Annotated in this window: 17 protein-coding genes, 2 tRNA genes, 3 rRNA genes and 1 pseudogene; 15 read left to right on the forward strand and 8 right to left on the reverse strand. The window is 56.3% G+C overall.

The features are described from left to right. Nucleotides 1–148 precede the first annotated feature (148 nt). From AABC73_RS04760 to rrf, 11 genes are all read left to right on the forward strand, one after another. Entirely contained in the window at nt 149–1,873 is a 1,725-nt protein-coding gene (locus AABC73_RS04760; protein WP_331149120.1) for an acetolactate synthase 3 large subunit, read from the forward strand. 2 nt (nt 1,874–1,875) lie between these two features. Continuing rightward, nucleotides 1,876–2,367 carry an acetolactate synthase small subunit gene (gene ilvN / locus AABC73_RS04765; RefSeq protein WP_020293234.1) on the forward strand — a complete coding sequence of 164 codons (492 nt, stop codon included), beginning with the start codon at nt 1,876–1,878 and terminating at the stop codon, nt 2,365–2,367. A gap of 47 nt (nt 2,368–2,414) precedes the next feature. After that, nucleotides 2,415–3,431 (forward strand): ketol-acid reductoisomerase, encoded by a 1,017-nt coding sequence (gene ilvC / locus AABC73_RS04770; protein WP_331149392.1) that lies wholly within the window; start codon nt 2,415–2,417, stop codon nt 3,429–3,431. A gap of 155 nt (nt 3,432–3,586) precedes the next feature. Continuing rightward, nucleotides 3,587–4,444: a CDP-diacylglycerol--serine O-phosphatidyltransferase gene (pssA, locus tag AABC73_RS04775; RefSeq protein WP_331150868.1), complete on the forward strand. Its 858-nt coding sequence runs from the start codon at nt 3,587–3,589 to the stop codon at nt 4,442–4,444. Nucleotides 4,445–4,508: 64 nt separating this feature from the next. Beyond that, nucleotides 4,509–5,522 carry a protein-methionine-sulfoxide reductase catalytic subunit MsrP gene (gene msrP / locus AABC73_RS04780; RefSeq protein WP_331150867.1) on the forward strand — a complete coding sequence of 338 codons (1,014 nt, stop codon included), beginning with the start codon at nt 4,509–4,511 and terminating at the stop codon, nt 5,520–5,522. Beyond that, nucleotides 5,522–6,142 (forward strand): protein-methionine-sulfoxide reductase heme-binding subunit MsrQ, encoded by a 621-nt coding sequence (msrQ, locus tag AABC73_RS04785; protein WP_341522664.1) that lies wholly within the window; start codon nt 5,522–5,524, stop codon nt 6,140–6,142. The genes msrP and msrQ overlap by 1 nt, the downstream gene beginning before the upstream one ends. 495 nt (nt 6,143–6,637) lie before the next feature. After that, nucleotides 6,638–8,176 (forward strand): 16S ribosomal RNA (locus AABC73_RS04790). Between the two features lie 123 nt (nt 8,177–8,299). Continuing rightward, a tRNA-Ile gene (locus AABC73_RS04795) sits at nt 8,300–8,376 on the forward strand. 30 nt (nt 8,377–8,406) lie between these two features. Continuing rightward, nucleotides 8,407–8,482, forward strand: a tRNA-Ala gene (locus AABC73_RS04800). A gap of 251 nt (nt 8,483–8,733) precedes the next feature. Next, a 23S ribosomal RNA gene (locus AABC73_RS04805) occupies nt 8,734–11,627 on the forward strand. 151 nt (nt 11,628–11,778) lie between these two features. Continuing rightward, nucleotides 11,779–11,894 (forward strand): 5S ribosomal RNA (gene rrf / locus AABC73_RS04810). Together the 16S, 23S and 5S rRNA genes with 2 tRNA genes alongside form the textbook arrangement of a ribosomal RNA operon. A 152-nt stretch (nt 11,895–12,046) precedes the next feature. Here the strand turns inward: rrf and mksF are convergent. The 3 genes from mksF to mksB are packed head-to-tail and all read right to left on the reverse strand — an operon-like array spanning nt 12,047 to nt 16,846. Further along, nucleotides 12,047–14,881: an Mks condensin complex protein MksF gene (mksF, locus tag AABC73_RS04815; RefSeq protein WP_341522665.1), complete on the reverse strand. Its 2,835-nt coding sequence runs from the start codon at nt 14,879–14,881 to the stop codon at nt 12,047–12,049. Further along, on the reverse strand, nt 14,878–15,588 hold the full coding sequence (gene mksE, locus AABC73_RS04820) for an Mks condensin complex protein MksE (protein ID WP_331149643.1): 711 nt from the start codon (nt 15,586–15,588) through the stop codon (nt 14,878–14,880). The genes mksF and mksE overlap by 4 nt, the downstream gene beginning before the upstream one ends. Next, nucleotides 15,578–16,846 (reverse strand): Mks condensin complex protein MksB, encoded by a 1,269-nt coding sequence (mksB, locus tag AABC73_RS04825; RefSeq protein ID WP_044901267.1) that lies wholly within the window; start codon nt 16,844–16,846, stop codon nt 15,578–15,580. Before mksB ends, mksE begins: the two co-directional genes overlap by 11 nt. 143 nt (nt 16,847–16,989) lie before the next feature. On the opposite strand from mksB, the gene AABC73_RS04830 reads away from it, so the two are divergent. Both AABC73_RS04830 and rimI read left to right on the forward strand, forming a co-directional pair. Beyond that, complete coding sequence (locus AABC73_RS04830; RefSeq protein WP_341522666.1) at nt 16,990–17,787, forward strand: energy transducer TonB; 798 nt, start codon at nt 16,990–16,992, stop codon at nt 17,785–17,787. After that, the gene (rimI, locus tag AABC73_RS04835; RefSeq protein WP_341522667.1) at nt 17,780–18,232 is read left to right on the forward strand and encodes a ribosomal protein S18-alanine N-acetyltransferase; all 453 of its coding nucleotides are present in this window, start codon (nt 17,780–17,782) and stop codon (nt 18,230–18,232) included. The genes AABC73_RS04830 and rimI overlap by 8 nt, the downstream gene beginning before the upstream one ends. 172 nt (nt 18,233–18,404) lie before the next feature. Here rimI and AABC73_RS04840 read toward each other — a convergent pair whose 3' ends face one another. Beyond that, on the reverse strand, nt 18,405–18,815 hold the full coding sequence (locus tag AABC73_RS04840) for a serine kinase/phosphatase (protein WP_341522668.1): 411 nt from the start codon (nt 18,813–18,815) through the stop codon (nt 18,405–18,407). 150 nt (nt 18,816–18,965) lie between these two features. Between AABC73_RS04840 and can the strand changes: the two genes are divergently transcribed. Beyond that, a complete protein-coding gene (can, locus tag AABC73_RS04845; protein WP_065833316.1) occupies nt 18,966–19,607 on the forward strand; it encodes a carbonate dehydratase in 642 nt (213 codons plus the stop codon). A gap of 24 nt (nt 19,608–19,631) precedes the next feature. Here can and AABC73_RS04850 read toward each other — a convergent pair whose 3' ends face one another. The 4 genes and pseudogenes from AABC73_RS04850 to AABC73_RS04865 all read right to left on the reverse strand — a co-directional run bounded on the left by AABC73_RS04850 (nt 19,632) and on the right by AABC73_RS04865 (nt 24,215). Beyond that, on the reverse strand, nt 19,632–20,798 hold the full coding sequence (locus AABC73_RS04850; protein WP_341522669.1) for a hypothetical protein: 1,167 nt from the start codon (nt 20,796–20,798) through the stop codon (nt 19,632–19,634). Between the two features lie 105 nt (nt 20,799–20,903). After that, complete coding sequence (locus AABC73_RS04855) at nt 20,904–22,529, reverse strand: methyl-accepting chemotaxis protein (RefSeq protein ID WP_341524174.1); 1,626 nt, start codon at nt 22,527–22,529, stop codon at nt 20,904–20,906. A gap of 157 nt (nt 22,530–22,686) precedes the next feature. Continuing rightward, a pseudogene (locus AABC73_RS04860) lies at nt 22,687–23,338 on the reverse strand (HD domain-containing protein). 91 nt (nt 23,339–23,429) lie between these two features. Then, on the reverse strand, nt 23,430–24,215 hold the full coding sequence (locus AABC73_RS04865) for a sulfite exporter TauE/SafE family protein (protein ID WP_341522670.1): 786 nt from the start codon (nt 24,213–24,215) through the stop codon (nt 23,430–23,432). 572 nt (nt 24,216–24,787) lie between these two features. Between AABC73_RS04865 and AABC73_RS04870 the strand changes: the two genes are divergently transcribed. Then, the gene (locus tag AABC73_RS04870) at nt 24,788–25,000 is read left to right on the forward strand and encodes a DUF3077 domain-containing protein (protein ID WP_341522671.1); all 213 of its coding nucleotides are present in this window, start codon (nt 24,788–24,790) and stop codon (nt 24,998–25,000) included. Nucleotides 25,001–25,182: the final 182 nt, after the last annotated feature.

Genomic DNA, 25,182 nt, shown 5'->3' on the forward strand with positions numbered 1-25,182 from the left:
CGCAACACTCAGGGGTCATCCCAATACTTGCTCAGTCAGTGCTGACGTAGTCGGCGACCACCGTCGCTCATGCTCTGCTTGGCAGTAAAACCTATTAAGACCCGTCCTCGTTTGTGGGCGGTATTCTGGCGTTTTAGAGGTGAACAACGTGGAGCTTTTATCCGGCGGCGAAATGATCGTCCGCTTTTTGCGTGACGAAGGCGTTAAACATATCTACGGGTACCCTGGTGGCGCCCTCCTGCATGTCTACGATGCCCTGTTCAAAGAACCTGCCGTGAGCCATATCCTTGTTCGTCACGAACAAGCGGCGACGCACATGGCTGATGGCTACGCGCGCGCTACCGGCAAGGCTGGCGTCGTGCTGGTAACCTCGGGTCCTGGCGCAACCAACGCAATTACCGGTATCGCAACGGCCTACATGGACTCGATCCCGATGGTGGTTCTGTCTGGGCAGGTCGCCAGTACGCTGGTGGGCACCGATGCGTTCCAGGAAACCGACATGATCGGTATTTCCCGTCCGATCGTGAAACACAGCTTCATGATCAAACACGCCTCGGAAATCCCGGAAGTCCTGAAGAAGGCTTTCTACCTGGCGCAATCCGGTCGTCCAGGTCCGGTTGTGGTCGATATCCCGAAAGATATGACCAACCCGGCGGAAAAATTCGAATACGTGTTCCCCAAGAAAGCCAAGCTGCGTTCCTACAGCCCGGCGGTTCGTGGTCATTCCGGCCAGATCCGCAAAGCCGTGGAAATGCTGCTGGCGGCCAAGCGTCCGATCATCTACGCCGGCGGCGGTGTGATTCTGGGCAATGGCTCCGAGCCATTGACCGAGCTGGCGCAGGCGCTGAATGCTCCGGTGACCAATACCTTGATGGGCCTGGGCGGCTATCCGGGCATGGATCGCCAGTTCCTGGGCATGCTCGGGATGCACGGCAGCTACACCGCCAACCTGGCGATGCACCATGCTGACGTGATCCTGGCAGTGGGCGCGCGTTTCGACGATCGCGTGATCAACGGCGCAGCGAAGTTCTGCCCGAACGCCAAGATCATCCACATAGACATCGACCCTGCATCGATCTCCAAAACCATCAAGGCTGACGTGCCTATCGTCGGTCCGGTAGAGAGCGTGTTGACCGAAATGGTTGCCACCTTGAAGGATATCGGCGAGACCCCGGACAAGACGCTGGTCGCCAACTGGTGGAAGCAGATCGAAGAATGGCGCGGCGATCGCGACATGTTCCCGTACAACCCGGGCGACGGCAGCGTCATCAAACCGCAGAAAGTCATCGAGACCCTGTGCGAAGTGACCAAGGGCGATGCTTACATCACGTCCGACGTGGGCCAGCACCAGATGTTTGCTGCTCAGTACTACCGCTTCAACAAACCCAATCGCTGGATCAACTCCGGCGGCCTGGGCACCATGGGCTTCGGTTTCCCGGCAGCCATGGGCGTCAAGTTGAGCTTCCCGGACGCGGACGTAGCCTGCGTGACAGGTGAAGGCAGTATCCAGATGAACATCCAGGAGCTGTCGACCTGCCTGCAGTACGACCTGCCGGTGAAGATCATCCTGCTCAACAACGGCGTACTCGGCATGGTTCGCCAGTGGCAGGACATGAGCTACAGCGGTCGTCACTCGCACTCTTACATGGAGTCGCTGCCTGACTTCGTGAAGCTGGTTGAGGCCTATGGCCACGTCGGCATGCGCATCACCGATCTCAAAGACTTGAAGCCGATGATGGAAGAAGCCTTCGCCATGAAGGATCGTCTGGTGTTTATCGATATTCAGGTCGACGTCACCGAGCACGTCTACCCGATGCAGATCAAAGACGGCTCCATGCGCGATATGTGGCTGAGCAAGACGGAGCGGACTTAATCATGCGGCACATCATTTCCCTTTTGCTGGAAAACGAACCGGGTGCCTTGTCTCGCGTCGTAGGTCTGTTTTCGCAGCGTAACTACAACATCGAAAGCCTGACTGTGGCGCCGACCGAAGACCCGACACTGTCGCGCCTGACGTTGACCACCGTGGGCCAGGATGAGGTGATCGAGCAGATCACCAAAAACCTCAACAAGCTGGTCGAAGTGGTCAAGCTGGTGGATCTGTCGGAAAGCGCCCACATCGAGCGCGAACTGATGCTGATCAAGGTCAAGGCCACCGGCGCCCAGCGCGCCGAGATCAAGCGCACCACGGATATCTTCCGCGGGCAAATCGTTGACGTTTCAGCCAGTGTCTATACCGTGCAACTGACCGGTACCAGCGACAAACTGGACAGCTTCATTCAGGCCATCGGCACTGCCGCGATCCTGGAAACAGTACGTAGCGGCGTTACGGGCATTGCCCGCGGCGACAAAGTGCTGAGCATCTAACTCAATTAAGCAAATGGCCTGAACGGCCACGATAACAGGGGAATTTCATGAAAGTTTATTACGACAAAGACTGCGACCTTTCGATCATCCAGGGCAAAAAAGTTGCCATCATCGGTTACGGTTCCCAAGGCCACGCCCAGGCGTGCAACCTGAAAGACTCCGGCGTAGATGTCACCGTTGGCCTGCGCAAGGGTTCGCCTACTGTCGCCAAGGCTGAAGCTCACGGCTTGAAAGTGACTGACGTTGCTTCCGCTGTAGCTGCTGCTGATCTGGTCATGATCCTGACTCCGGACGAATTCCAGTCCGCGCTGTACAAGAACGAAGTCGAGCCGAACCTGAAACAAGGCGCAACACTGGCCTTCTCCCACGGTTTCGCGATTCACTACAACCAGGTCGTGCCGCGCGCTGACCTGGACGTGATCATGATCGCTCCTAAAGCGCCAGGTCACACCGTTCGTACCGAGTTCGTCAAAGGCGGCGGTATTCCCGACCTGATCGCGATCTACCAGGATGCTTCGGGCAACGCCAAAAACGTTGCTCTGTCCTACGCTTCGGGCGTTGGCGGTGGTCGTACCGGCATCATCGAAACCACCTTCAAGGACGAGACCGAAACCGACCTGTTCGGTGAGCAAGCCGTTCTGTGTGGCGGTACTGTTGAGCTGGTCAAGGCAGGCTTCGAAACTCTGGTTGAAGCCGGCTACGCTCCGGAAATGGCGTACTTCGAATGCCTGCACGAATTGAAGCTGATCGTTGACCTCATGTACGAAGGCGGTATCGCCAACATGAACTACTCGATCTCCAACAACGCCGAATATGGCGAATACGTGACCGGTCCTGAAGTCATCAACGCTGAATCCCGTCAAGCCATGCGCAACGCTCTCAAGCGCATCCAGGACGGTGAATACGCGAAGATGTTCATCACTGAAGGCGCCACTGGCTACCCTTCGATGACCGCCAAGCGTCGTAACAACGCTGCGCATGGCATCGAAATCATCGGCGAACAATTGCGCTCGATGATGCCTTGGATCGCAGCCAACAAGATCGTCGACAAAGACAAGAACTAAGTCTTTCGACTCGTTCTGCATTACGGAAACGCGGCCAATTGGCCGCGTTTTTTCGTATGGGCCTGACGCTTCTGGTATAAAGCTGCATCGTTTGCCGACGAACCCTCGTCGCAGACATCTGTCGAAACTTTCCACACCGTTGCAAGGTAAAGTCCATGAGCGAACGTCCTGAAGAGCCAAGCAAGGCCTCTGACGCCGAAAGCCTGCTACCGATCGATGAGCATATTGAAGAAGGGCATGACGCCGAAGGGCGCAAGGTCCGGCATCGCGGTATCTATCTGCTGCCAAACCTGTTTACTACGGCGAATCTGTTCGCCGGCTTTTACTCCATCATCAGCTCGATGAGCGCCCAGAGTGCCTTGAGCGCCGGGGATGCCGCCGGGGCGAGCAAATATTTCGCATTTGCTGCAATCGCCATTTTCGTCGCCATGGTGCTGGATGGCCTGGACGGTCGAGTGGCGCGCATGACCAATACTCAGAGCGCCTTCGGCGCCGAATACGATTCCTTGTCCGACATGGTTGCCTTCGGCGTTGCGCCCGCGTTACTGGCATTTGGCTGGGCGTTGGGCGATATGGGTAAAGTGGGCTGGATGGTTGCCTTCATTTACGTTGCGGGTGCGGCGCTGCGTCTGGCGCGTTTCAACACCCAGGTGGGCAAGGCCGACAAACGCTATTTCATTGGCTTGGCGAGTCCGGCTGCGGCGGGCGTCGTGGCCGGTACGGTGTGGGCGTTCAGCGACTATGGCATTCAGGGCTCGAAGCTGTCGTTCCTGGTGGCATTGTTGGTAGCGGCTGCCGGGATGCTGATGGTCAGCAACATCAAGTACAACAGCTTCAAGGAGCTTGACCTCAAGGGCCGCGTTCCCTTTGTTGCGATTCTTGCGGTGGTTTTGGTGTTTGCTGTCGTATTCAGTGATCCACCGCGCATCCTGCTGCTGATCTTCCTCGCTTACGCAGCATCCGGCCCGGTTCAATATTTGTTACGACTGCGTCGTCACCGAACCACCGACTGATGTAATTTCCCCCATACTCCACAGTCTATTGGTGCATCAGTTCCCCATAGACTGCGGAGTCATCATGCTAATCAAGCTTCCCTCGCCGTCCGACTGCAAAGAGTCGGACGTCACTCCCGAATCTCTCTATCTCTCCCGTCGTGCGCTGTTGGGCAGCTCGATCGCCGGTTTGGCTGTCAGCGCCATGCCGCGCTGGGCCAGTGCCGCTGATCCTTCCCGTTATGCCGATGTCGAACCGGGTAAGGCGCCGTCGTGGTTTGCGGAGAAACTTCCGTCGACGAAATGGCAGGCGGTCAACGTCAAGGATGAGGCGATCACGCCTTTCAAGGACGCGACCCACTACAACAATTTCTATGAGTTTGGTACCGACAAAGGCGATCCAGCGCAAAACGCCGGGTCGCTGAAGACCGAGCCATGGAGTGTGGTCATCGACGGCGAGGTCGCAAAGCCGGGTCGCTACGCACTCGAAGACTTCATGAAGCCGTATCAGTTGGAAGAACGCATCTACCGGCTACGTTGTGTCGAGGCCTGGTCGATGGTCATCCCCTGGATAGGTTTCCCTATCTCGGAATTGCTTAAGCAGGTCGAACCGACCGCCAAGGCAAAATACATCCGCTTCGAGACCTTGCAGGACCCGAAAACCATGCCGGGTCAGCGTTCCGGTTTTGCCTTGATCGATTGGCCTTATGTAGAAGGTTTGCGGCTCGACGAGGCAATGAACCCGTTGGCCATTCTTGCGGTAGGCATGTACGGGCGCGAGCTGCCCAACCAGAACGGCGCGCCGCTGCGTTTGGTGGTGCCGTGGAAGTATGGCTTCAAGAGTGTGAAGTCCATCGTGCGTATCAGCCTTGTCAGTGAGCAGCCTAAGACCACTTGGCAGAGTATTGCCGCGAGTGAATACGGCTTTTATGCCAACGTTAACCCGACCGTCGACCACCCGCGCTGGACGCAGGCGCATGAACGCCGGCTACCGAGCGGGCTGTTCAGCCCCAATATTCGACAGACCGAAATGTTCAACGGCTATGGGGAGGAGGTTGCCTCCTTATATACAGGCCTCGATTTACGGAAAAACTACTGATGCGTTACCCGTTCTGGCGCCTCGGCGTCTTTCTGGCTGCCTGTGTTGCACCGATCCTTTGGCTTTATCAGGCGTGGATTTTCGCTTTGGGGCCTGATCCGGGAAAGGTTCTGGTGGACCGCTTGGGATTGGGCACCTTGATCCTGTTGTTGATCACCCTGGCAATGACGCCGTTGCAGCGCATGACCGGTTGGCCGGGCTGGATTTCGGTTCGTCGGCAGCTTGGGCTCTGGTGCTTTGCTTATGTCGTCATGCATATGAGCGCGTATGCAGTATTCATCCTTGGGCTGGACTGGGCGCAGTTGGGTACGGAGTTGGTCAAGCGGCCTTACATTATTGTGGGGAGTCTGGCGTTCCTGTGTTTGCTGGCGTTGGCTGTGACGTCCAATCGCTACAGTCAGCGGCGGTTGGGCGCGCGATGGAAGAAGCTTCATCGGCTTATATATGTAATTTTAGGATTGGGGCTGTTGCATATGCTCTGGATTGTCAGGGCGGATCTCAAGGAATGGGCGCTTTACGCTGTCATTGGCGCAGTCCTTCTACTGATGCGAGTCCCAATGATTACTCGGCGAATCCAGCGTGTTAGAACGAAAAAGAATGTTGTTGTGACAAAAGCGTAAATTAACGGTTGACGGCCTCCCGAATCTGTCTATAATTCGCACCTCTTCCGGAGCAGATGAAACGGAAAACTCCTTGGTAATCAAGTAGTTAGCCGGTTTGATTGGCGAGGAAGAGGTTTCGATGAGTTGATCGAAAGCGGTGAAAAAAGGTGGTTGACAGCAGATTGTAACGCTGTAGAATTCGCCTCCCGCTCACGAGCAACGCGAAGTTGATCGAAGCGCAAGTGGTTGAAGTTGCAAAGGAAACTTTGAAAATTTCAGAAAACAACCGCTTGACAGTAACTGGCGCTGCTGTAGAATGCGCGCCTCGGTTGAGACGAAAGAATCAACCCACCGCTCTTTAACAATTGAATCAAGCAATTCGTGTGGGTGCTTGCGCTGTCAGACTGAAGTCAACTGATTATCAGCATCGTAAGTTACTCCGCGAGAAATCAAAGAAATAACCAACGATTGCTGAGCCAAGTTTAGGGTTTTTCTCAAAACCCAAAGATGTTTGAACTGAAGAGTTTGATCATGGCTCAGATTGAACGCTGGCGGCAGGCCTAACACATGCAAGTCGAGCGGCAGCACGGGTACTTGTACCTGGTGGCGAGCGGCGGACGGGTGAGTAATGCCTAGGAATCTGCCTGGTAGTGGGGGATAACGCTCGGAAACGGACGCTAATACCGCATACGTCCTACGGGAGAAAGCAGGGGACCTTCGGGCCTTGCGCTATCAGATGAGCCTAGGTCGGATTAGCTAGTTGGTGGGGTAATGGCTCACCAAGGCGACGATCCGTAACTGGTCTGAGAGGATGATCAGTCACACTGGAACTGAGACACGGTCCAGACTCCTACGGGAGGCAGCAGTGGGGAATATTGGACAATGGGCGAAAGCCTGATCCAGCCATGCCGCGTGTGTGAAGAAGGTCTTCGGATTGTAAAGCACTTTAAGTTGGGAGGAAGGGCCGTTACCTAATACGTATCGGTTTTGACGTTACCGACAGAATAAGCACCGGCTAACTCTGTGCCAGCAGCCGCGGTAATACAGAGGGTGCAAGCGTTAATCGGAATTACTGGGCGTAAAGCGCGCGTAGGTGGTTTGTTAAGTTGAATGTGAAATCCCCGGGCTCAACCTGGGAACTGCATGCAAAACTGGCAAGCTAGAGTATGGTAGAGGGTGGTGGAATTTCCTGTGTAGCGGTGAAATGCGTAGATATAGGAAGGAACACCAGTGGCGAAGGCGACCACCTGGACTGATACTGACACTGAGGTGCGAAAGCGTGGGGAGCAAACAGGATTAGATACCCTGGTAGTCCACGCCGTAAACGATGTCAACTAGCCGTTGGGAGCCTTGAGCTCTTAGTGGCGCAGCTAACGCATTAAGTTGACCGCCTGGGGAGTACGGCCGCAAGGTTAAAACTCAAATGAATTGACGGGGGCCCGCACAAGCGGTGGAGCATGTGGTTTAATTCGAAGCAACGCGAAGAACCTTACCAGGCCTTGACATCCAATGAATCTGCCAGAGATGGCGGAGTGCCTTCGGGAGCATTGAGACAGGTGCTGCATGGCTGTCGTCAGCTCGTGTCGTGAGATGTTGGGTTAAGTCCCGTAACGAGCGCAACCCTTGTCCTTAGTTACCAGCACGTAATGGTGGGCACTCTAAGGAGACTGCCGGTGACAAACCGGAGGAAGGTGGGGATGACGTCAAGTCATCATGGCCCTTACGGCCTGGGCTACACACGTGCTACAATGGTCGGTACAGAGGGTTGCCAAGCCGCGAGGTGGAGCTAATCCCAGAAAACCGATCGTAGTCCGGATCGCAGTCTGCAACTCGACTGCGTGAAGTCGGAATCGCTAGTAATCGCGAATCAGAATGTCGCGGTGAATACGTTCCCGGGCCTTGTACACACCGCCCGTCACACCATGGGAGTGGGTTGCACCAGAAGTAGCTAGTCTAACCTTCGGGGGGACGGTTACCACGGTGTGATTCATGACTGGGGTGAAGTCGTAACAAGGTAGCCGTAGGGGAACCTGCGGCTGGATCACCTCCTTAATCGAAGACCTTAGCTGTAGCGTAAGTTCCCACACGAATTGCTTGATTCATTGAAGAAGACGATTAGAAGCAGCTTTAAGCTCCACGCTGATAGCTCAGGCTAGCGGCTACAAGCTCGAAATTGGGTCTGTAGCTCAGTTGGTTAGAGCGCACCCCTGATAAGGGTGAGGTCGGCAGTTCGAATCTGCCCAGACCCACCAATTTTGTGTGGGAAACGCCTGTAGAAATACGGGGCCATAGCTCAGCTGGGAGAGCGCCTGCCTTGCACGCAGGAGGTCAACGGTTCGATCCCGTTTGGCTCCACCACTTACTGCTTCTGTTGCCTGTAAAGCTTAGAAATGAGCATTCCATCGTGTGATGGTGAATGTTGATTTCTAGTCTTTGATTAGATCGTTCTTTAAAAATTTGGGTATGTGATAGAAATATAGACTGGTAGCCACTTTCACTGGTGGGTATCAGGCTAAGGTAAAATGTGTGAGTTGCTCTTAAGTGAGCAAGCGTACGAATTTTCGGCGAATGTCGTCTTCACAGTATAACCAGATTGCTTGGGGTTATATGGTCAAGTGAAGAAGCGCATACGGTGGATGCCTTGGCAGTCAGAGGCGATGAAAGACGTGGTAGCCTGCGAAAAGCTTCGGGGAGTCGGCAAACAGACTGTGATCCGGAGATGTCTGAATGGGGGAACCCAGCCATCATAAGATGGTTACCTTACACTGAATACATAGGTGTATGGAGCGAACCAGGGGAACTGAAACATCTAAGTACCCTGAGGAAAAGAAATCAACCGAGATTCCCTTAGTAGTGGCGAGCGAACGGGGACCAGCCCTTAAGTTATCTTGAGATTAGCGGAACGCTCTGGAAAGTGCGGCCATAGTGGGTGATAGCCCTGTACGCGAAAATCTCTTGGTAATGAAATCGAGTAGGACGGGGCACGAGAAACCTTGTCTGAACATGGGGGGACCATCCTCCAAGGCTAAATACTACTGACTGACCGATAGTGAACTAGTACCGTGAGGGAAAGGCGAAAAGAACCCCGGAGAGGGGAGTGAAATAGATCCTGAAACCGTATGCGTACAAGCAGTGGGAGCCCACTTTGTTGGGTGACTGCGTACCTTTTGTATAATGGGTCAGCGACTTATTTTCAGTGGCGAGCTTAACCGAATAGGGGAGGCGTAGCGAAAGCGAGTCTTAATAGGGCGTCTAGTCGCTGGGAATAGACCCGAAACCGGGCGATCTATCCATGGGCAGGTTGAAGGTTGGGTAACACTAACTGGAGGACCGAACCGACTACCGTTGAAAAGTTAGCGGATGACCTGTGGATCGGAGTGAAAGGCTAATCAAGCTCGGAGATAGCTGGTTCTCCTCGAAAGCTATTTAGGTAGCGCCTCATGTATCACTGTAGGGGGTAGAGCACTGTTTCGGCTAGGGGGTCATCCCGACTTACCAAACCGATGCAAACTCCGAATACCTACAAGTGCCGAGCATGGGAGACACACGGCGGGTGCTAACGTCCGTCGTGAAAAGGGAAACAACCCAGACCGTCAGCTAAGGTCCCAAAGTTATGGTTAAGTGGGAAACGATGTGGGAAGGCTTAGACAGCTAGGAGGTTGGCTTAGAAGCAGCCACCCTTTAAAGAAAGCGTAATAGCTCACTAGTCGAGTCGGCCTGCGCGGAAGATGTAACGGGGCTCAAACCATACACCGAAGCTACGGGTATCACCTTCGGGTGATGCGGTAGAGGAGCGTTCTGTAAGCCTGTGAAGGTGAGTTGAGAAGCTTGCTGGAGGTATCAGAAGTGCGAATGCTGACATGAGTAACGATAATGGGTGTGAAAAACACCCACGCCGAAAGACCAAGGTTTCCTGCGCAACGTTAATCGACGCAGGGTTAGTCGGTCCCTAAGGCGAGGCTGAAAAGCGTAGTCGATGGAAAACAGGTTAATATTCCTGTACTTCTGGTTACTGCGATGGAGGGACGGAGAAGGCTAGGCCAGCTTGGCGTTGGTTGTCCAAGTTTAAGGTGGTAGGCTGGAATCTTAGGTAAATCCGGGATTCTAAGGCCGAGAGCTGATGACGAGTGCACTTTTAGTGCGCGAAGTGGTTGATGCCATGCTTCCAAGAAAAGCTTCTAAGCTTCAGGTAACCAGGAACCGTACCCCAAACCGACACAGGTGGTTGGGTAGAGAATACCAAGGCGCTTGAGAGAACTCGGGTGAAGGAACTAGGCAAAATGGCACCGTAACTTCGGGAGAAGGTGCGCCGGTGGAGGTGAAGCATTTACTGCGTAAGCCCCTGCTGGTCGAAGATACCAGGCCGCTGCGACTGTTTATTAAAAACACAGCACTCTGCAAACACGAAAGTGGACGTATAGGGTGTGACGCCTGCCCGGTGCCGGAAGGTTAATTGATGGGGTTAGCTAACGCGAAGCTCTTGATCGAAGCCCCGGTAAACGGCGGCCGTAACTATAACGGTCCTAAGGTAGCGAAATTCCTTGTCGGGTAAGTTCCGACCTGCACGAATGGCGTAACGATGGCGGCGCTGTCTCCACCCGAGACTCAGTGAAATTGAAATCGCTGTGAAGATGCAGTGTATCCGCGGCTAGACGGAAAGACCCCGTGAACCTTTACTATAGCTTTGCACTGGACTTTGAATTTGCTTGTGTAGGATAGGTGGGAGGCTTTGAAGCGTGGACGCCAGTCTGCGTGGAGCCAACCTTGAAATACCACCCTGGCAACTTTGAGGTTCTAACTCAGGTCCGTTATCCGGATCGAGGACAGTGTATGGTGGGTAGTTTGACTGGGGCGGTCTCCTCCTAAAGAGTAACGGAGGAGTACGAAGGTGCGCTCAGACCGGTCGGAAATCGGTCGTAGAGTATAAAGGCAAAAGCGCGCTTGACTGCGAGACAGACACGTCGAGCAGGTACGAAAGTAGGTCTTAGTGATCCGGTGGTTCTGTATGGAAGGGCCATCGCTCAACGGATAAAAGGTACTCCGGGGATAACAGGCTGATACCGCCCAAGAGTTCATATCGACGGCGGTGTTTGGCACCTCGATGTCGGCTCATCACATCCTGGGGCTGAAGCCGGTCCCAAGGGTATGGCTGTTCGCCATTTAAAGTGGTACGCGAGCTGGGTTTAGAACGTCGTGAGACAGTTCGGTCCCTATCTGCCGTGGACGTTTGAGATTTGAGAGGGGCTGCTCCTAGTACGAGAGGACCGGAGTGGACGAACCTCTGGTGTTCCGGTTGTCACGCCAGTGGCATTGCCGGGTAGCTATGTTCGGAATAGATAACCGCTGAAAGCATCTAAGCGGGAAACTAGCCTCAAGATGAGATCTCACTGGGACCTTGAGTCCCCTGAAGGGCCGTCGAAGACTACGACGTTGATAGGCAGGGTGTGTAAGCGCTGTGAGGCGTTGAGCTAACCTGTACTAATTGCCCGTGAGGCTTGACCATATAACACCCAAGCAATTTGCGACTCGAAAGAGACAGATTGCGGTGACTGTGAAGACGACACGAACCGAAAGTTCGGACGCACACAAATGACACCTGACTATCACATACCCGATTTGCCGAAACGTCGAAAGACGCGTCGGTACCCGAATTTCTTGACGACCATAGAGCATTGGAACCACCTGATCCCATCCCGAACTCAGCAGTGAAACGATGCATCGCCGATGGTAGTGTGGGGTTTCCCCATGTGAGAGTAGGTCATCGTCAAGATTGAATTCCAGAACCCCTGATCGCTTACGCGTTCAGGGGTTTTGTTTGTTTGCTCGGAAATATATATCTAACCGACACATACTTCGCACTTGGTTATAGCCAATAAAAAAGGCCGCATTCGCATGCGGCCTTTCGTTACCTGCTTGAAGGCGTTATTCAGCCGCTTCCTCAGCGACCTCCTCAACAACCACGGCCTTCACGTCATCACGACGACGAATGTATTTCCAGTCAGCTTCGTCGATATAGATGCCGTTAGGCCCGCTGCCGCCTTCAAGGTCGATGGCGACATGTGCCGACACTTGCGGCTTCACGCTGGCGAGGATAGGCACAAAGCCAAGCTGCAGACTTGTTTCGAGAAGTGCAGCCTGGTTCTTCTCGTCGATGTCAGCTGCTTCATCCAGGTAATAAGGCAAGCGAATACGTCCAGCCTGATCGCGATCCATCAAGTGCAACAACAAGTACATGTTGGTGAGAGCCTTGATGGTCATCGTGGTGCCGTTGGAGGCTGCACCGTCGATGTCGGTGTGGATGATCGGTTGACCGTTGACCTTGGTGATCTCAAACGCCAGCTCGAACAAATCCTTCAAGCCCAGCTGGTTATGATTCGCCGCTACCAGGCGCGCCAGGTATTCCTTTGCCTCTTCATTCTTGTTGTCCTGCTCGGCACTTTGGCTCAAGTCGAAGACCGATAGAGTTTCGCCTTCTTCATACTGACCAGCACTGTGGATGATCTGGTCGATATGCTTGAGTGCTTCTTTGTTCGGCGCGAGCACGATGCGGAAGCTCTCAAGGTTGGAAACCTGGCGCTTGTTGATCTCCCGGTTGAACAGCGCCAGTTGATGCTCAAGGCTGTCGTAGTCGCTGCGGATGTTGCGCAGGGTGCGCGCGATATCTGTCACAGCGGCACGACGCGCCTTGCCCAAGGTAAGTGCCTCGTCGGTGCGGTGCGCGTAAGCATTGATCAGCAACTGCAAACGACGCTCTACATCATCTTCGCTGTCGAACTTGGCCACACCTTTGAGACGAACCTGCGCGTACAGCGCTTCGATCTGGCCATCGCTGCGCAGCAAACCCTGCCAGCTATCCTGGTAATCGTTGAGCAGCGGCAGCAGGTTCTCCAGCGAGTCGTCCACCGGATCCATGAACGGCGTGCCAAACGGCAGATCGGCGGGCAGCAACTGACGACGACGCAGTGCGTCATCCAGGGTGCGTTGTTTGGATTCAAGATCACCAATCTGCCGTGCGATCAGTTGCAGCTTGGCCGACAGTTGCTGGACGCGCTCGGTGAAGGCATCGCTGGAGCGTTTCAACTCGTCCTGCGCAGCTTCCATCTGGGCCAGCTGTTCAAGTTTGTCGGACTCTTCTGCGCTCAGCGTCTGGCAGCGGCGGAAGTCTTCCAGCGCTTTCTGTGCATCCAGCACTTGTTGATACAAGGCCTCGGTTAGTGTCTTGCTGGCCGAGCGGTCAGCCGCGACGGCTTGCTGAGTCTTGAGTTGCTTGAGTTCTTTTTCCAGACGTTCTTTTTGATCGCGCAATGCAGCGCGGTCGGCCAAGGCCTGAAGTGCCGGTGGCTCGATGTTCGACAGATTGATCGTCAGACCCGGCACCTGGAACTGATCGCCTTTGAAGCTATCGAGGATCAGCTCCAGGGATTTGACCCAGGCATCGCCATCATCCAGCGCGATCCCTTGTTCGCCCAGTGGCAAGCTGAACAGGGCGCTGTTGAACAGGCGCATCAAGCGTTCAACGTCCGGCTGGGAAAACTCTTCGCGCAATCGGGCATAGCTGTTGTTGTCGGCATGATCGAGTTGCTGCTTCACCGACTTCAGGCGTTTTTCCAGATCCCGCAAGCGTTCGTCGAGGTCTTCCGCACTGAATTGCCGTGACTGTGCCAAGGCACCTGCCAGTTCATCGTGGGCATCTTTCGCGGCCAGCAATTGCTGCTCAAGCACTTTGGCGTCGTCCACCAGCGCAAAGCGATTCTTGAGTACGGCCAGCTCGCCGACCCAACGTTGAATGCCACTGATTTCACGTTCCAGGCGCATTAGTTCCTGAGTGCCGCCACGCTGATCGTTCTGCAGTACATCCTGCTGGCCGCAATAATGTTCGGCCTGAATAACCAGCTCTTCCTTGCGGGCATCGGAGTAATCCAGCCATGTACCCAGCAGGGAGTCCAGCAGCGGCGAAAGGCGATGCAGTTTGCCGCGCAGCAGGTCGCGCTGTTTCACGCCTGCCGCCAGCGCTTCCACCAGCGGGCCGGCAAGGACCAGAGAGTTGTAGTCCTGTTCCATGCGGCGTACATCGCGGAAGGCTTCTTCGCACGCGGCGATGTAATCGACGCTGCCGGAACGCAGGCTGTGCTCGAAGGCATCGAGAAACAATTGTTTGAGCTTGGCAGCGGTGATTTCCCGCATGTGCAGCAAGTTGATGAACAGTGCGCGGAAGGTTTTCAGGCTCTGTTCGCTGGTCGAACGCAGTGGGATCAGCGTCAGGTCCAGCGGAATCGAGGTGTGGCCGCCAACCAGCAAACGCCGCAGCTCGTCAGGCTTGAGCTCATAAGCTTTCAGGCCCTGGCTTTCCAGATTGCTGAACAGCTCTTTCTGACGCAGGCAGGTGTCGTTCTTCTGGTAGTGGCCCAGATCCAGCTCGCCCGCATAGGCGAAGAACTGGTGACCGAAACCGCCGCCCGGGCCGCGTCCGACCACGCCAATCACGTGTGGACCATGGGGCAGTGACACTTCGACCAGAATGTAGCTGGTGTCCGACGCAAAGTAGAACCGACGCGATTGTTCCAGCGTGTATTTGCCGAAACTCATGTCTGACATGCGCGCCAGAATCGGGAATTGCAGGGCGTTGATCGAGGCGCTTTTACCCAGGTTATTCGCGCCATACACCGACAGCGGGTGTTCCAGCGGAAACAGCCCGAGGCTGTAACCGGCAGTATTCAGCAGGGCAAAGCGGCGGATGCCGTAGCGTTCCTGGCTCATGCATTTATATCCTTTTGCTCGTCAGCAATAGCCCGGGCCAGGGCCTGTTCTTCGCTTTCCGTGGATTCGTCAAACTCGGCAAGATCCAGCGGATCATCGGTCTCCAGCAGTTTTTCGTCGCTGTCGTCATCGATGAGTACCGGCGTCGGCAAAGGCAATACGCTGTGGATGCTGGCCGCCAGATCGCGATCCTGTTGCACCGACAGACAGACATCCAGAAAGCGATGCATGGGCGGCAGGAAGCGGTAAATACCGTTGTCCTCGCTGGCGAAACCCAGCTGAGTCATGCGGCGCATGATCTTTTCTTCCAGCTCGTCCTGGGTCTGGACTTCGGCCTGGATAAACAGGTCGCGGTATTTTTCCAGCAGCGAGGGCAGTTCATCACGGCCCAGGCTGCCGCCATCGAGTACGGCTACCGGATCACGACCCTGATCGGCCAGATGCTCGACGAGAATGAAGGTGAACAGCGCCAGGCGTTGCGCGGTCTTGTTGACCTGCGCGGCAGCGAGGTCGGGGACGAAATAATAAAAGCCACGGGTGTCGCACACCAGTTCGAAGCCCAAGGCCTTGAACAATGTGCGGTATTGATCCTGAGCGTTGGACAGTTGCGCATATAGCTCGGGGTCGCGGCGGCTGATGTGATAACCCTTGAACAGCTCGCGAAAGATCGGAGCCAGCTGGGACATTTCGGAGAGATCAAGATGCATTGACTGGATTCCCTGGCTGCTCATCACGGCTGGAGAGCAGGGCAAAAGAGCTCAGGCTGACCTGATGCTCCTGAGTGAAATAATCGCGTCGTTCGAGGCGTTCACGAGCGAAGCGTTTGTCCCGCGACAGGCGCGAGAACCAATACAGCAATTCATCAGTAGCGCCGTCCGGCTCCTGCTCGAGCAGCCAGACCATCAGGTCTGGCAGTGGCAGGGCGTCTTCGCAACGCTCCAGCATTTCCTTGACCGTGCGCGGCGCTTGTGGCGGCTCGCCTTTGCGCTTGGCGTTGGCCTTGGGGAATTTGGCCGGCTTGGGTTCGAAGCGCGCCAGAGCGTATACGTAAGCCTCGACCTGGCTCGCGCTGCCCAGAAAGGTGCTTTGCGGACGAGTGAACATCGGCATCGCCGCTTGCGGCACGGCGTCCAGACCTTTACGGCGAATCGCCGACAGTGCCAGCGCCGCGCCACGGGTAACAGCGTTATGCCGACGAGCTTCCTCGCGCAGTGGCAGCAGCAGTTCCCGTGCGTGCCGCAAGGTCAACTGGGCGCTGGTCTGCATTTCGAGGATGCGCGCGTGGGTGCGCAGCAGCATGTCGTCGTCCACCAGATGGCCGAGTCGCTGCTGTTCGGTGAGCATGCGCAGCAGCACATTCTCGACCTTGCGCACGCCTTGTTCGAACGCGCCGTCGGCATTCACCAGTTGAATCATCGGTTCGATGTATTCGTCCCAGGTCGCCAGCACTTCGGCATAGCGCTGTCGCAGGGGGATCTGCCGGTCGCTGGTCTTGGCCCGATCGGCAACAGCCACCAGAGCCTGTTCGTCGTTGGCGAGTTTTTTCAGGACGTCGCGCACGCGCATGTCCAGCAGGCGCAGCTGCCGGGCGAGGTCATCGGCGTCGCGAATATCGAATGCATCCTGAATGTAGCCCGCCAATCGCTCGAGATGGCGCAGATAGGCTTCGATTTCCAGGCACAGGCCCAAACGGTGCTCGCGACGCAGATAGGACAGGAAGTCGTGGATCTGCGCGTTGAGTTCGAAACGATTGGGGCTTTTGGCCACGGGGACCAGGATATCCAGACGAATCCACACATCTAGCAGATTGGTGATGTCCTGCGGCGTGCTGTCCATCTGTTGTGCGGCCAGTTGCAGGCGCAATTCGCTCAAGCTCAAGGTGCCTTGGTCGAAGTGTTCGCACAATGGCTCAAGAAGCGCCCAGTGTTCGGCAAGGGCGCGCAAGACGCGCTTAGGTTCGATCATTGGTTGGCCGGTGGTTGGCAAATAAAAGCAGCGATTGTACTGCATCGGCTGCGCAACATTTCACCTCCGGACGATGAACTGCGGCGGGAATCGGCGAAGGGCGGTAGAATCGCCTCCTTAACTTATCCACAGGTGGCTGACCTTTGCTAAACGAGTCCCGCCGCCGCGCTTATATGACCGCCATGCAGGTGGTCAATTGGCTGCCGCGCACTGAATTGCCCTTTGCTGCACCGTCACGGCCTGAGCTGCTTGAACCGCTGCTTGCGGTCGAGGACGTGCAGGCCATCGCCATCCCGCAGATTACCGAGCGCGCAGCGGTTGCCGAGCCTTCCGTAGCACCTGCGCGTCCCGTCGAGCGGCCGAAAATCGAAGTGCCGCGTCCGTCGCTGGCCAGCACCCGTGCGCCTGCTGCGGTTGTCGAAGCTGCCGCGCCTGCTCCGGTGAAAGCGCCTGTCGTGCCGCCACCGCGCTTTGCGCTGCAACTCCTGCGCGCCGGGCGATGCCTGCTGCTGGTGGAGTTACCCACAGGCCAGGCGTTCCAGAGTCGCGATCCGTCTTATTTGTTACTGAAAGATATGCTGCGCGCCGCCGGTTTGCCGGACAGCCCGCAAATCATCGGCGAGCCGGTGCGCTGGCCGCTGCTGGTCAGGGGCAATCTGGACCAGGGGCCGGAAGCCGCGCGTGATTTTGTGCAAGGTTTCGTCTCGGCACGCCTTGAAGATGAACCCTGCGCCTGCCTGTGGCTGATTGGCTTGCCTTCGGTGCGCTTTGCCGGGGAAGCCAATGCTGAATCCTATAACAATGAACTTCAGGTCGATGGCCTGGGTTCAGCCTGGGCTTTGCCGGGTCTGGAATTATTAATGGACGAGCCTCAACGCAAGGCGGATGTCTGGCAAGCCATGCGTCGGCTGATGGCGCGCTGGAAACCGATAGATGAGTGACGCAGTAACTTTCCGCCCGATGACCGAGGCGGATCTCGACGCCGTATTGAAGATTGAGTACGCCGCCTTCAGCCATCCCTGGACGCGGGGCATCTTTCTCGATGGGCTCAAGTCTTATGAAATCTGGCTGATGTTCGAAGGTGCCCAGCAGGTCGGGCATGGCGTTGTGCAAGTCATCATTGACGAAGCGCATCTGCTCAACATCACCGTCAAACCTGAAAGCCAGGGCCGAGGTTTGGGGCTGCGCCTGCTTGAGCATCTGATGTCCCGGGCTTATGCGCTCAATGCCCGCGAATGCTTTCTCGAACTGCGCGACAGCAATCGCCCGGCTTATCGCTTGTATGAGCGCTTTGGCTTCAACGAGATTGGTCGACGTCGGGATTACTACCCTGCGGTTGGCGGGCGTGAAGATGCGCTGGTGATGGCCTGCACGTTGTTTGAGTAAATCAATGTAGGTGCAACGCAAACCGGCAGGAGGGGACTTGTCCCCGATAACCTGGGATGAGCCGACATCATTTTGGCTGCCACATCTTCGTTGCCTGGGCCGACGCCTTCCCGGACAAGTCCGGTCCTACCGGATTTACCGGGAAGAGGCCGTTTCGTTCACTGCATCCAGTTCACTTCTCCGGCTTGCCATCCAGCGGGTCAAGACGGCCCAGCTCCGCTTCATCCAGACCATCGCCGCCGCCGATATCGTCCTCATCGACCACGCTCAGCTCGAAGTCCGCCGGGTTGTCTTCGCCTGCTTCCTTGGCAGAGCGGGCGCCGTCTTCGCGGATCAGCATTTCTGGATCCAGGTCGTCGTCGGTAGGGTGATGATCGGGTGTCGATGCGCCCGTCATACCGGCTTCCCGCACACGTTTTTCCGGGATCTCATGCGCCAGTTCGTCCTCGGGCATCAGATCGCCGATGCGGGCGCTCGGTTCTTCCTCGTCAAAGTCCAGTTCTTCCATTGAGCCCATACGGTCTTCGTTGTCATCGATAGGCTCGGGTTGGGTGGCATCGAACGGACGGCGTGAATCAGTCATGGCGAATCCTCGTTATTTGGGTCCTTAATAGGTGGACCGGCCACAACTCTGAAGATTCCTTTGTTCCGTCAGGCGAGTAGTGGCAAATAAGCGTGACTTGGGTCGTCGAGGCCCAGTCAAACGCTGGGCACATCTTCGAGGCGTACAAGCATGAACGAGCTACAAGACCTGATCGACAACAACGAACGTTGGGCTGATGCGATCACCAAGGAAGATCCCGAGTTTTTCGCCAAGCTGGCACGGCAGCAAACCCCGGAATACCTTTGGATCGGTTGCTCGGATGCGCGCGTCCCTGCCAACGAAATCGTCGGCATGTTGCCAGGTGACTTGTTTGTGCACCGCAACGTAGCCAACGTCGTGCTGCACACCGACCTCAATTGCCTGTCGGTGATCCAGTACGCCGTCGACGTACTCAAGGTCAAATACATTCTGGTCACCGGCCACTACGGTTGTGGCGGCGTGCGCGCGTCGATGCAAGACCGTCAGCTGGGCCTGATCGACGGCTGGTTACGCTCGATTCGTGACCTGTATTACGAGAACCGCGAAGCGCTGGCGAAGCTGCCGACCGAGGAAGAACGAGTCGACCGTTTGTGCGAGCTCAACGTTATTCAGCAAGTGGCGAACGTCGGTCACACCAGTATTGTGCAGAACGCCTGGCATCGCGGGCAGAGCCTGTCCATCCACGGTTGCATCTATGGCATCAAGGACGGTCGCTTCAAGAGCCTGAACGCGACCATCAGCGGCTTCGAGCAACTACCACCGCAATATCGGTTGCGACCGCAGGGGGTCTAACCCCGAGCGTTCGCTCCAGCGATGTTACAGATACGGATGGCTGGCCGGAACGGTCAGCGGTTTCTGCAACTGCTGCAGTGAGCGCGTTACCTCGCTCGTGCCGCATTTGGCCGCGGCTTGTTCTGCGGTCAGGTCGCGTTCGGCGGTATAAAACAGCTCACACGTCTGCACCTTGTCGGTCACCTGCCATTTCTGCATGCACGCGCTCAGCGTAGTTGCCGGATCCACCCCAGGTGTCTGTCCCATTGCCGCTTGCCAACAGGCTGCGCTCAAATCCTGCCCCATTACCGCAAGGCCAGCCGCATCGGCCTTGGCCTGATCGCCGCCATAGTTCGCCTTGTTATCCGCGTACCAGATATAGCTTGGATGGTTCGAGCCCAGCACCGCGACTTTTTGTCCGGCACTCGGGCTGATAGTCGCCAAGCCCAGCACGGGCACATTGGCACCATATTGCTGGTTGATCCATTTCCTCACAGGTGCGCCAAACGCCACCATCGGTAAGGAGTTGCCTTTGGCGTTCTGACTGAGCTCCTTGAGCATGGTGGTCTGGTAATTCTGGAAATAGCTGTAAACCTCTTCCAGCGAACTGCCGGCATTGGCGGGAGCTGCAATTGGTGCAATGTCGATGATCGTCTGATATCCCGGCGTCTGAGCGGCAGGAATGCCGTTGAGCGTCAGTAGCGTGGCCCAGCGATCAGTGGTCGCAGAGACCAGATAATCCTGAGCCAGCGTCAGCGAAGTGTCCGGCGGAAAGTGCAGCAATTCGACGCTCTTGCGGTTTTCCAGAGCCATGCCCAGTGGCAGGAAGAGGTACCAGTTGTATTGCCATTTCTGGTCGAGATTGAGCTTCTTCGCTCCGCTTATGGCCAGCTCGCCCGCGTCGAGCAGTGCTGTCAACGGTGTGCCGTAGTCGTCAGGCACGCCGCTGATATCGGCGTAGAGCACGTCATTGTCACTTTTCACGCTGACGCCGCCGGTATAACCGTCGCGTTGGACGCTTTGGTTCAGGTAATGCTCAGCGGTCTGTTCCAGCGTCCAGTCACGGAAGCAGATTACGCTGCAATTGTTGGGGTAAGCGAAGAGTTGAGAAACCCGTTCCCGGCTGCCCAGCTTTATGTGTACATCAGCCTGGGCGACGGTGCTCAGCGTCAGTGCGGCGAGGGTTGCAGTCCATACAGTGGCTTTGTGCATGCTCATATCCTTAGTGGCAATGTGTCCCGCGACGGGGTTTGTTTCAATAATGAAGCACATTGCCACCATCAAGGAATGGACTACTGGAATAAATTTGCTCGTCCTTCAGAGAACAAACCGCTGAACCATGGCCTTGAGGTCGGTCGCCAGCATCGACAGGGCATTGCTGGCCATGGTGGTTTGCTGGGCGCCGGAAGCGGATTGGTTGGACAGGTCGCGAATGCTGCTCAGGTTGCGGTCGACTTCGCCAGCCACCTGGGCCTGCTGCTCGGCGGCGCTGGCAATCAGCAGGTTGCGGTCGTTGATGGTCGAAGTCGAACTGATGATGACCGTCAATGCCTCGCCGGTGGCCGCCGCCTGTTCAAGCGTCAGATTTGCCTGATTTGCAGTAAGGCGCAGTGCGCTGGCGGTTTCCTGGGTGCTTTGCTGCACGCCGGTGATCAACCCTTCGATCTCGGTGGTGGAGGCACTGGTGCGCTGCGCCAGTGAGCGCACTTCATCGGCGACCACGGCAAATCCGCGTCCGGCTTCCCCGGCCCGCGCCGCTTCAATCGCTGCGTTAAGTGCCAACAGGTTGGTCTGATTGGCGATGGCACGGATCACGTCGAGGATCTTGCTGATGCTCAGCGTACGTTCAGCCAGGCCTTCGGCCTGATGCGACGTTTCCAGCACATTGCCCGTCAGTTGCTTGATCGAAACGATGGTGTCCGAAAGGCGCAGCTGGCCTTTGGCGGCCGCATCGCTGGAGGCCAGGGATTCCGTCGCGGTATTGCTGGCGTTGCCTGCCACTTCCACGGCCGCCTGGCTCATCTGATTGACGGCAACCGCCGCCTGCTCGATTTCCGAGTTCTGCAGCCGCAGGTTTTCCGCGCTGGCTTCGGAGATGGTGCTCATTTCCTGTACCGACTGGGAAAGCTGCGTTGCCGCTGCGTAAATCTGCTCGATTGTGCCGTGCAGGTTGCCGCGCATTTGGCCGAGCATGCTCAGCAACTGGGCGGTTTCGTCCTTGCCTTCGGGGATGGTTTGCGGGCTCAGGTCGCCGCTGGCAATGGTGCTGGCGATCTGCAACGCCTGACGCACCGGGCGAATAATACTGACGCTCAGACGCCAGGCCAGCAGCAGGGTCAATGCCAGGGCAATGCCGATGGCGCTCAGGGCGATAATGCGGGTTTGCTCAAAACTGTTGCTGGCCTTTTCCACCGCCGCGGCGGCGCTTTGCTTGTTGAGTTCGCGCAGCAGTTGCACTTGCATGTCCATTAGGTCGCCCTGCAAGGACAGCATGGTGTTGGAGAGCATGCGGGCGTCGTCGAGCTTGCGCTGCTCGATCAGGGTGATTTCGTCATAGAGACCAGGAATGAAGGCTTTGTAGGCGTCTTGCAAGGCAACCAATGAGTCGCGCTCAGTGGCGTCTTTGACATGGCCAAGGTATTCGGCGAAACCTTTTTCGACTTCGTTCTTGAGCTGTTCGACGTTGATTTTGCTGCTGACTACCGCGCCTGGATCGTCGGCGTTGGCGATCAGGCGCGAGGTTTCGCCGCGCAGTTTCACCAGATTGATGGCAATGGCATCGGCCATGGCGATGCTGGGCAGCGAGCCGCTTTCCACCGCTTCACCCTGATTGCGGATCGCCTGCATTTGCAGCAGACAAAACACCCCTAGCGCGACCATCAACAGCGCCGTGATGCTGAAACACAGCACTAGGCGTTGCGTGATTTTGACGCGGCGCAAGATGGACGTCGACGACTGCTGACGCGAAATACGAGGCAATAACTTTTTCACGAAGGACCAAGCCCAATTCAACGGTAATACCGGAGAGTCGGTTATAGGTCAGCTGTGTGATGTCTTTATGACATCGTAAAAATTGGCGTCAAATTTTGTTAAGCCCCATTTAAATCGGCAGCGGCGCGCCCACTTCCTGCATCAGTTCAATCAGAAATCGCTGCATTCGCTCATGGCGCACCTTTGCCAGGCGTGCGCCCGTTTCGGTCTGAAAGCCGTCGGCCAAATGAAAAAGCTTGGTGTTGAAGTGGTCCACTGCAAAGCGCTTGTCATCGTAGGGTCGCTGAGCGGCGTGAGGATCTGCCGGGTCGTACAAACCGCCGCCCATTCGGCCCGAAACGTAGAACATTCGCGCGACACCGATCATGCCCATGGCGTCGAGACGGTCGGCGTCCTGGAGGATTCTGGCTTCAAGGGTCGTGGGCGTAATCGCCGCTGAAAAACTGTGTGCCTCGACGGCGTGGGCGACCGCTTCGATTCGTTTTTCACTCCACCCCATCTCGGTCAACAACTCCGTGGCTTTGGCTGCCGCCAGTCGCGATGCGCTGGAGCGAAACGGCGAATTCTTTTCCACCGCCACGCAGTCATGCAGCAGCGTCGCCGCCAGAAGGATTTCCTGATCGCCGCCTTCGTCATTACGAATCAGGCAGACGTTGCTCCAAACCCGCTGCAGATGCGAAACATCATGGGAGCCATCGATTTTTTCGCCGGGGTATCAGCAGCGAGGCGAGGTCCTGAAACGGGGCGAAAGCTGAGGTCATCGGCGTATCCGGCGGTCTTCGTTGGGCTGAATCCTACCTTGCAGAGCATAGCGCGGTTGACGCAGGCGGGGTCCTGCGTAGCGCCAGCCAGTTAAAAAACCAGCTTGTAGCCGATGAACGCCAGCATTGTTGCCAGGCAAGGACGCAGGACGTCGTCCGAAACCTTGCCGGACAAGTGACTGCCGATGTAAATGCCCGGCAACGAGCCCATCAGCAAATAACCGAGGATGCCCCAATCCATGTTGCCCATGCTCGCGTGACCCAGGCCTGCGACCAACGTCAGCGGTACCGCGTGGGCGATTTCGGTACCGACCAGGCGGCGGGTGGGCAGAAAAGGGTAGAGGATGAATAACGCCACGGTGCCCAGGGCGCCGGCGCCGATGGAGGTCAGGGCGACCATGGTGCCGAGGATCAGACCGGTCAGCACCGTCAACGCATTGAGGCTTGGGCCGCTTGGGTTGTAGTGGCCGCCTGCGCGATTGTGCGCAAAAGCCAGTAGCCGTTTCTTGAAGAATACGGCGAGCGCGGTGAGCAAAAGAACGACGCCCAACGCCTGCTTGATAACGGCATTCATCGCGTCCGGGGAGGTATGCAACGTGCTCAGGAACCACAACGTCAGCAGTACCGCCGGGACACTGCCCAACGTCAGCCAGCCGGTAATGGACCAGTCGATGTTCTGGTTTTTGCGGTGGACCCACACGCCGCCGGATTTGGTAATCGCCGCATACAGCAAATCGGTGCCCACCGCCGTGGCAGGGTTGATGCCAAACCACAGCAGAATCGGAGTCATCAGGGAGCCGCCGCCCACGCCAGTCATGCCGACGATGAATCCAACCACCAAGCCTGCGACCACTAACCCCAAACCACCAAAATCCATTACTGCTTCCTACGACTGAATCGCGATTGCCAGAAAATTCTGGCGGCAGCATAACGATGTTTCTTATAACGGCTTATATCGATGCGATCTATCTTTATGCTTTTTTGACGTTACCCAAGGTGAGGATCCGTTGGAGCGAGGCTTGCCCGCGAAGGCGTAAACTCAGCCAATAAAGATGTCCCATGAAAGATCGATTCGCGGGCAAGCCTCGCTCCAACGAAATAACCAGAAACCTGCCAGACCAGCGCATGTTTTGCGGGCCATCATCTGACAGCTTGCCGGACATGTCTGTTTCTCTTGAGTGAAGTTTCCGAGATAATTCCGGCCGCTTGCGTCTGTGGATTTTGGCTACTAAGGTGCGCCGGTCGCTGAGAAATCAGTGATTGGGTTTAGTAGCCCGTAAACTTCAGTCGCACAGCGTTTCCTTGAAATGTCCATCTTTATGGTGGCTGTGCGTGGGGCGCCTTCGGGTGCGCCGGTTCTGAAGTCCCGGTCTACTAACCTGCGCACAGCTGCCACCTTTCGTTTAGTAGCGATCCCTGGCTGGCCCATCTGACTTCAGAGTTTTAAATATGACGAATTTCACACTTGTTCCTCCTCCAAACATCGAAGACGCCCTGAACCACGCATCCGAGCTGCTGCAATGTGCAGCGGCAACGGCCTATGAAAGCGGCGACCGTTTGAGCGGACCCGACCGGCATCTGGTGTTTTCAGTGATGCATCTGGTCGAGCTTGCCAGAACCGTTATCGATCAATCCGTGATCAAGCTGGAGAAACTCGCCTGAGACGCTGCGGCCTGTTTGATCAGTATCTATGATCGTGCGGTTTGATACCGACAGGTCCAACGACCTCAGCAAAATGCCACAAAAAAACCGCCAGATGATGGCGGGTTTTTTGTTGATACACCTCGTAGGACCGGCTTTAGCCGGGAGGGCGGGAGTCGATTCGCAGCAAATGTATCGTCAGA

It is taken from the genome of Pseudomonas sp. G.S.17, assembly GCF_038096165.1.
Classification (GTDB): domain Bacteria; phylum Pseudomonadota; class Gammaproteobacteria; order Pseudomonadales; family Pseudomonadaceae; genus Aquipseudomonas.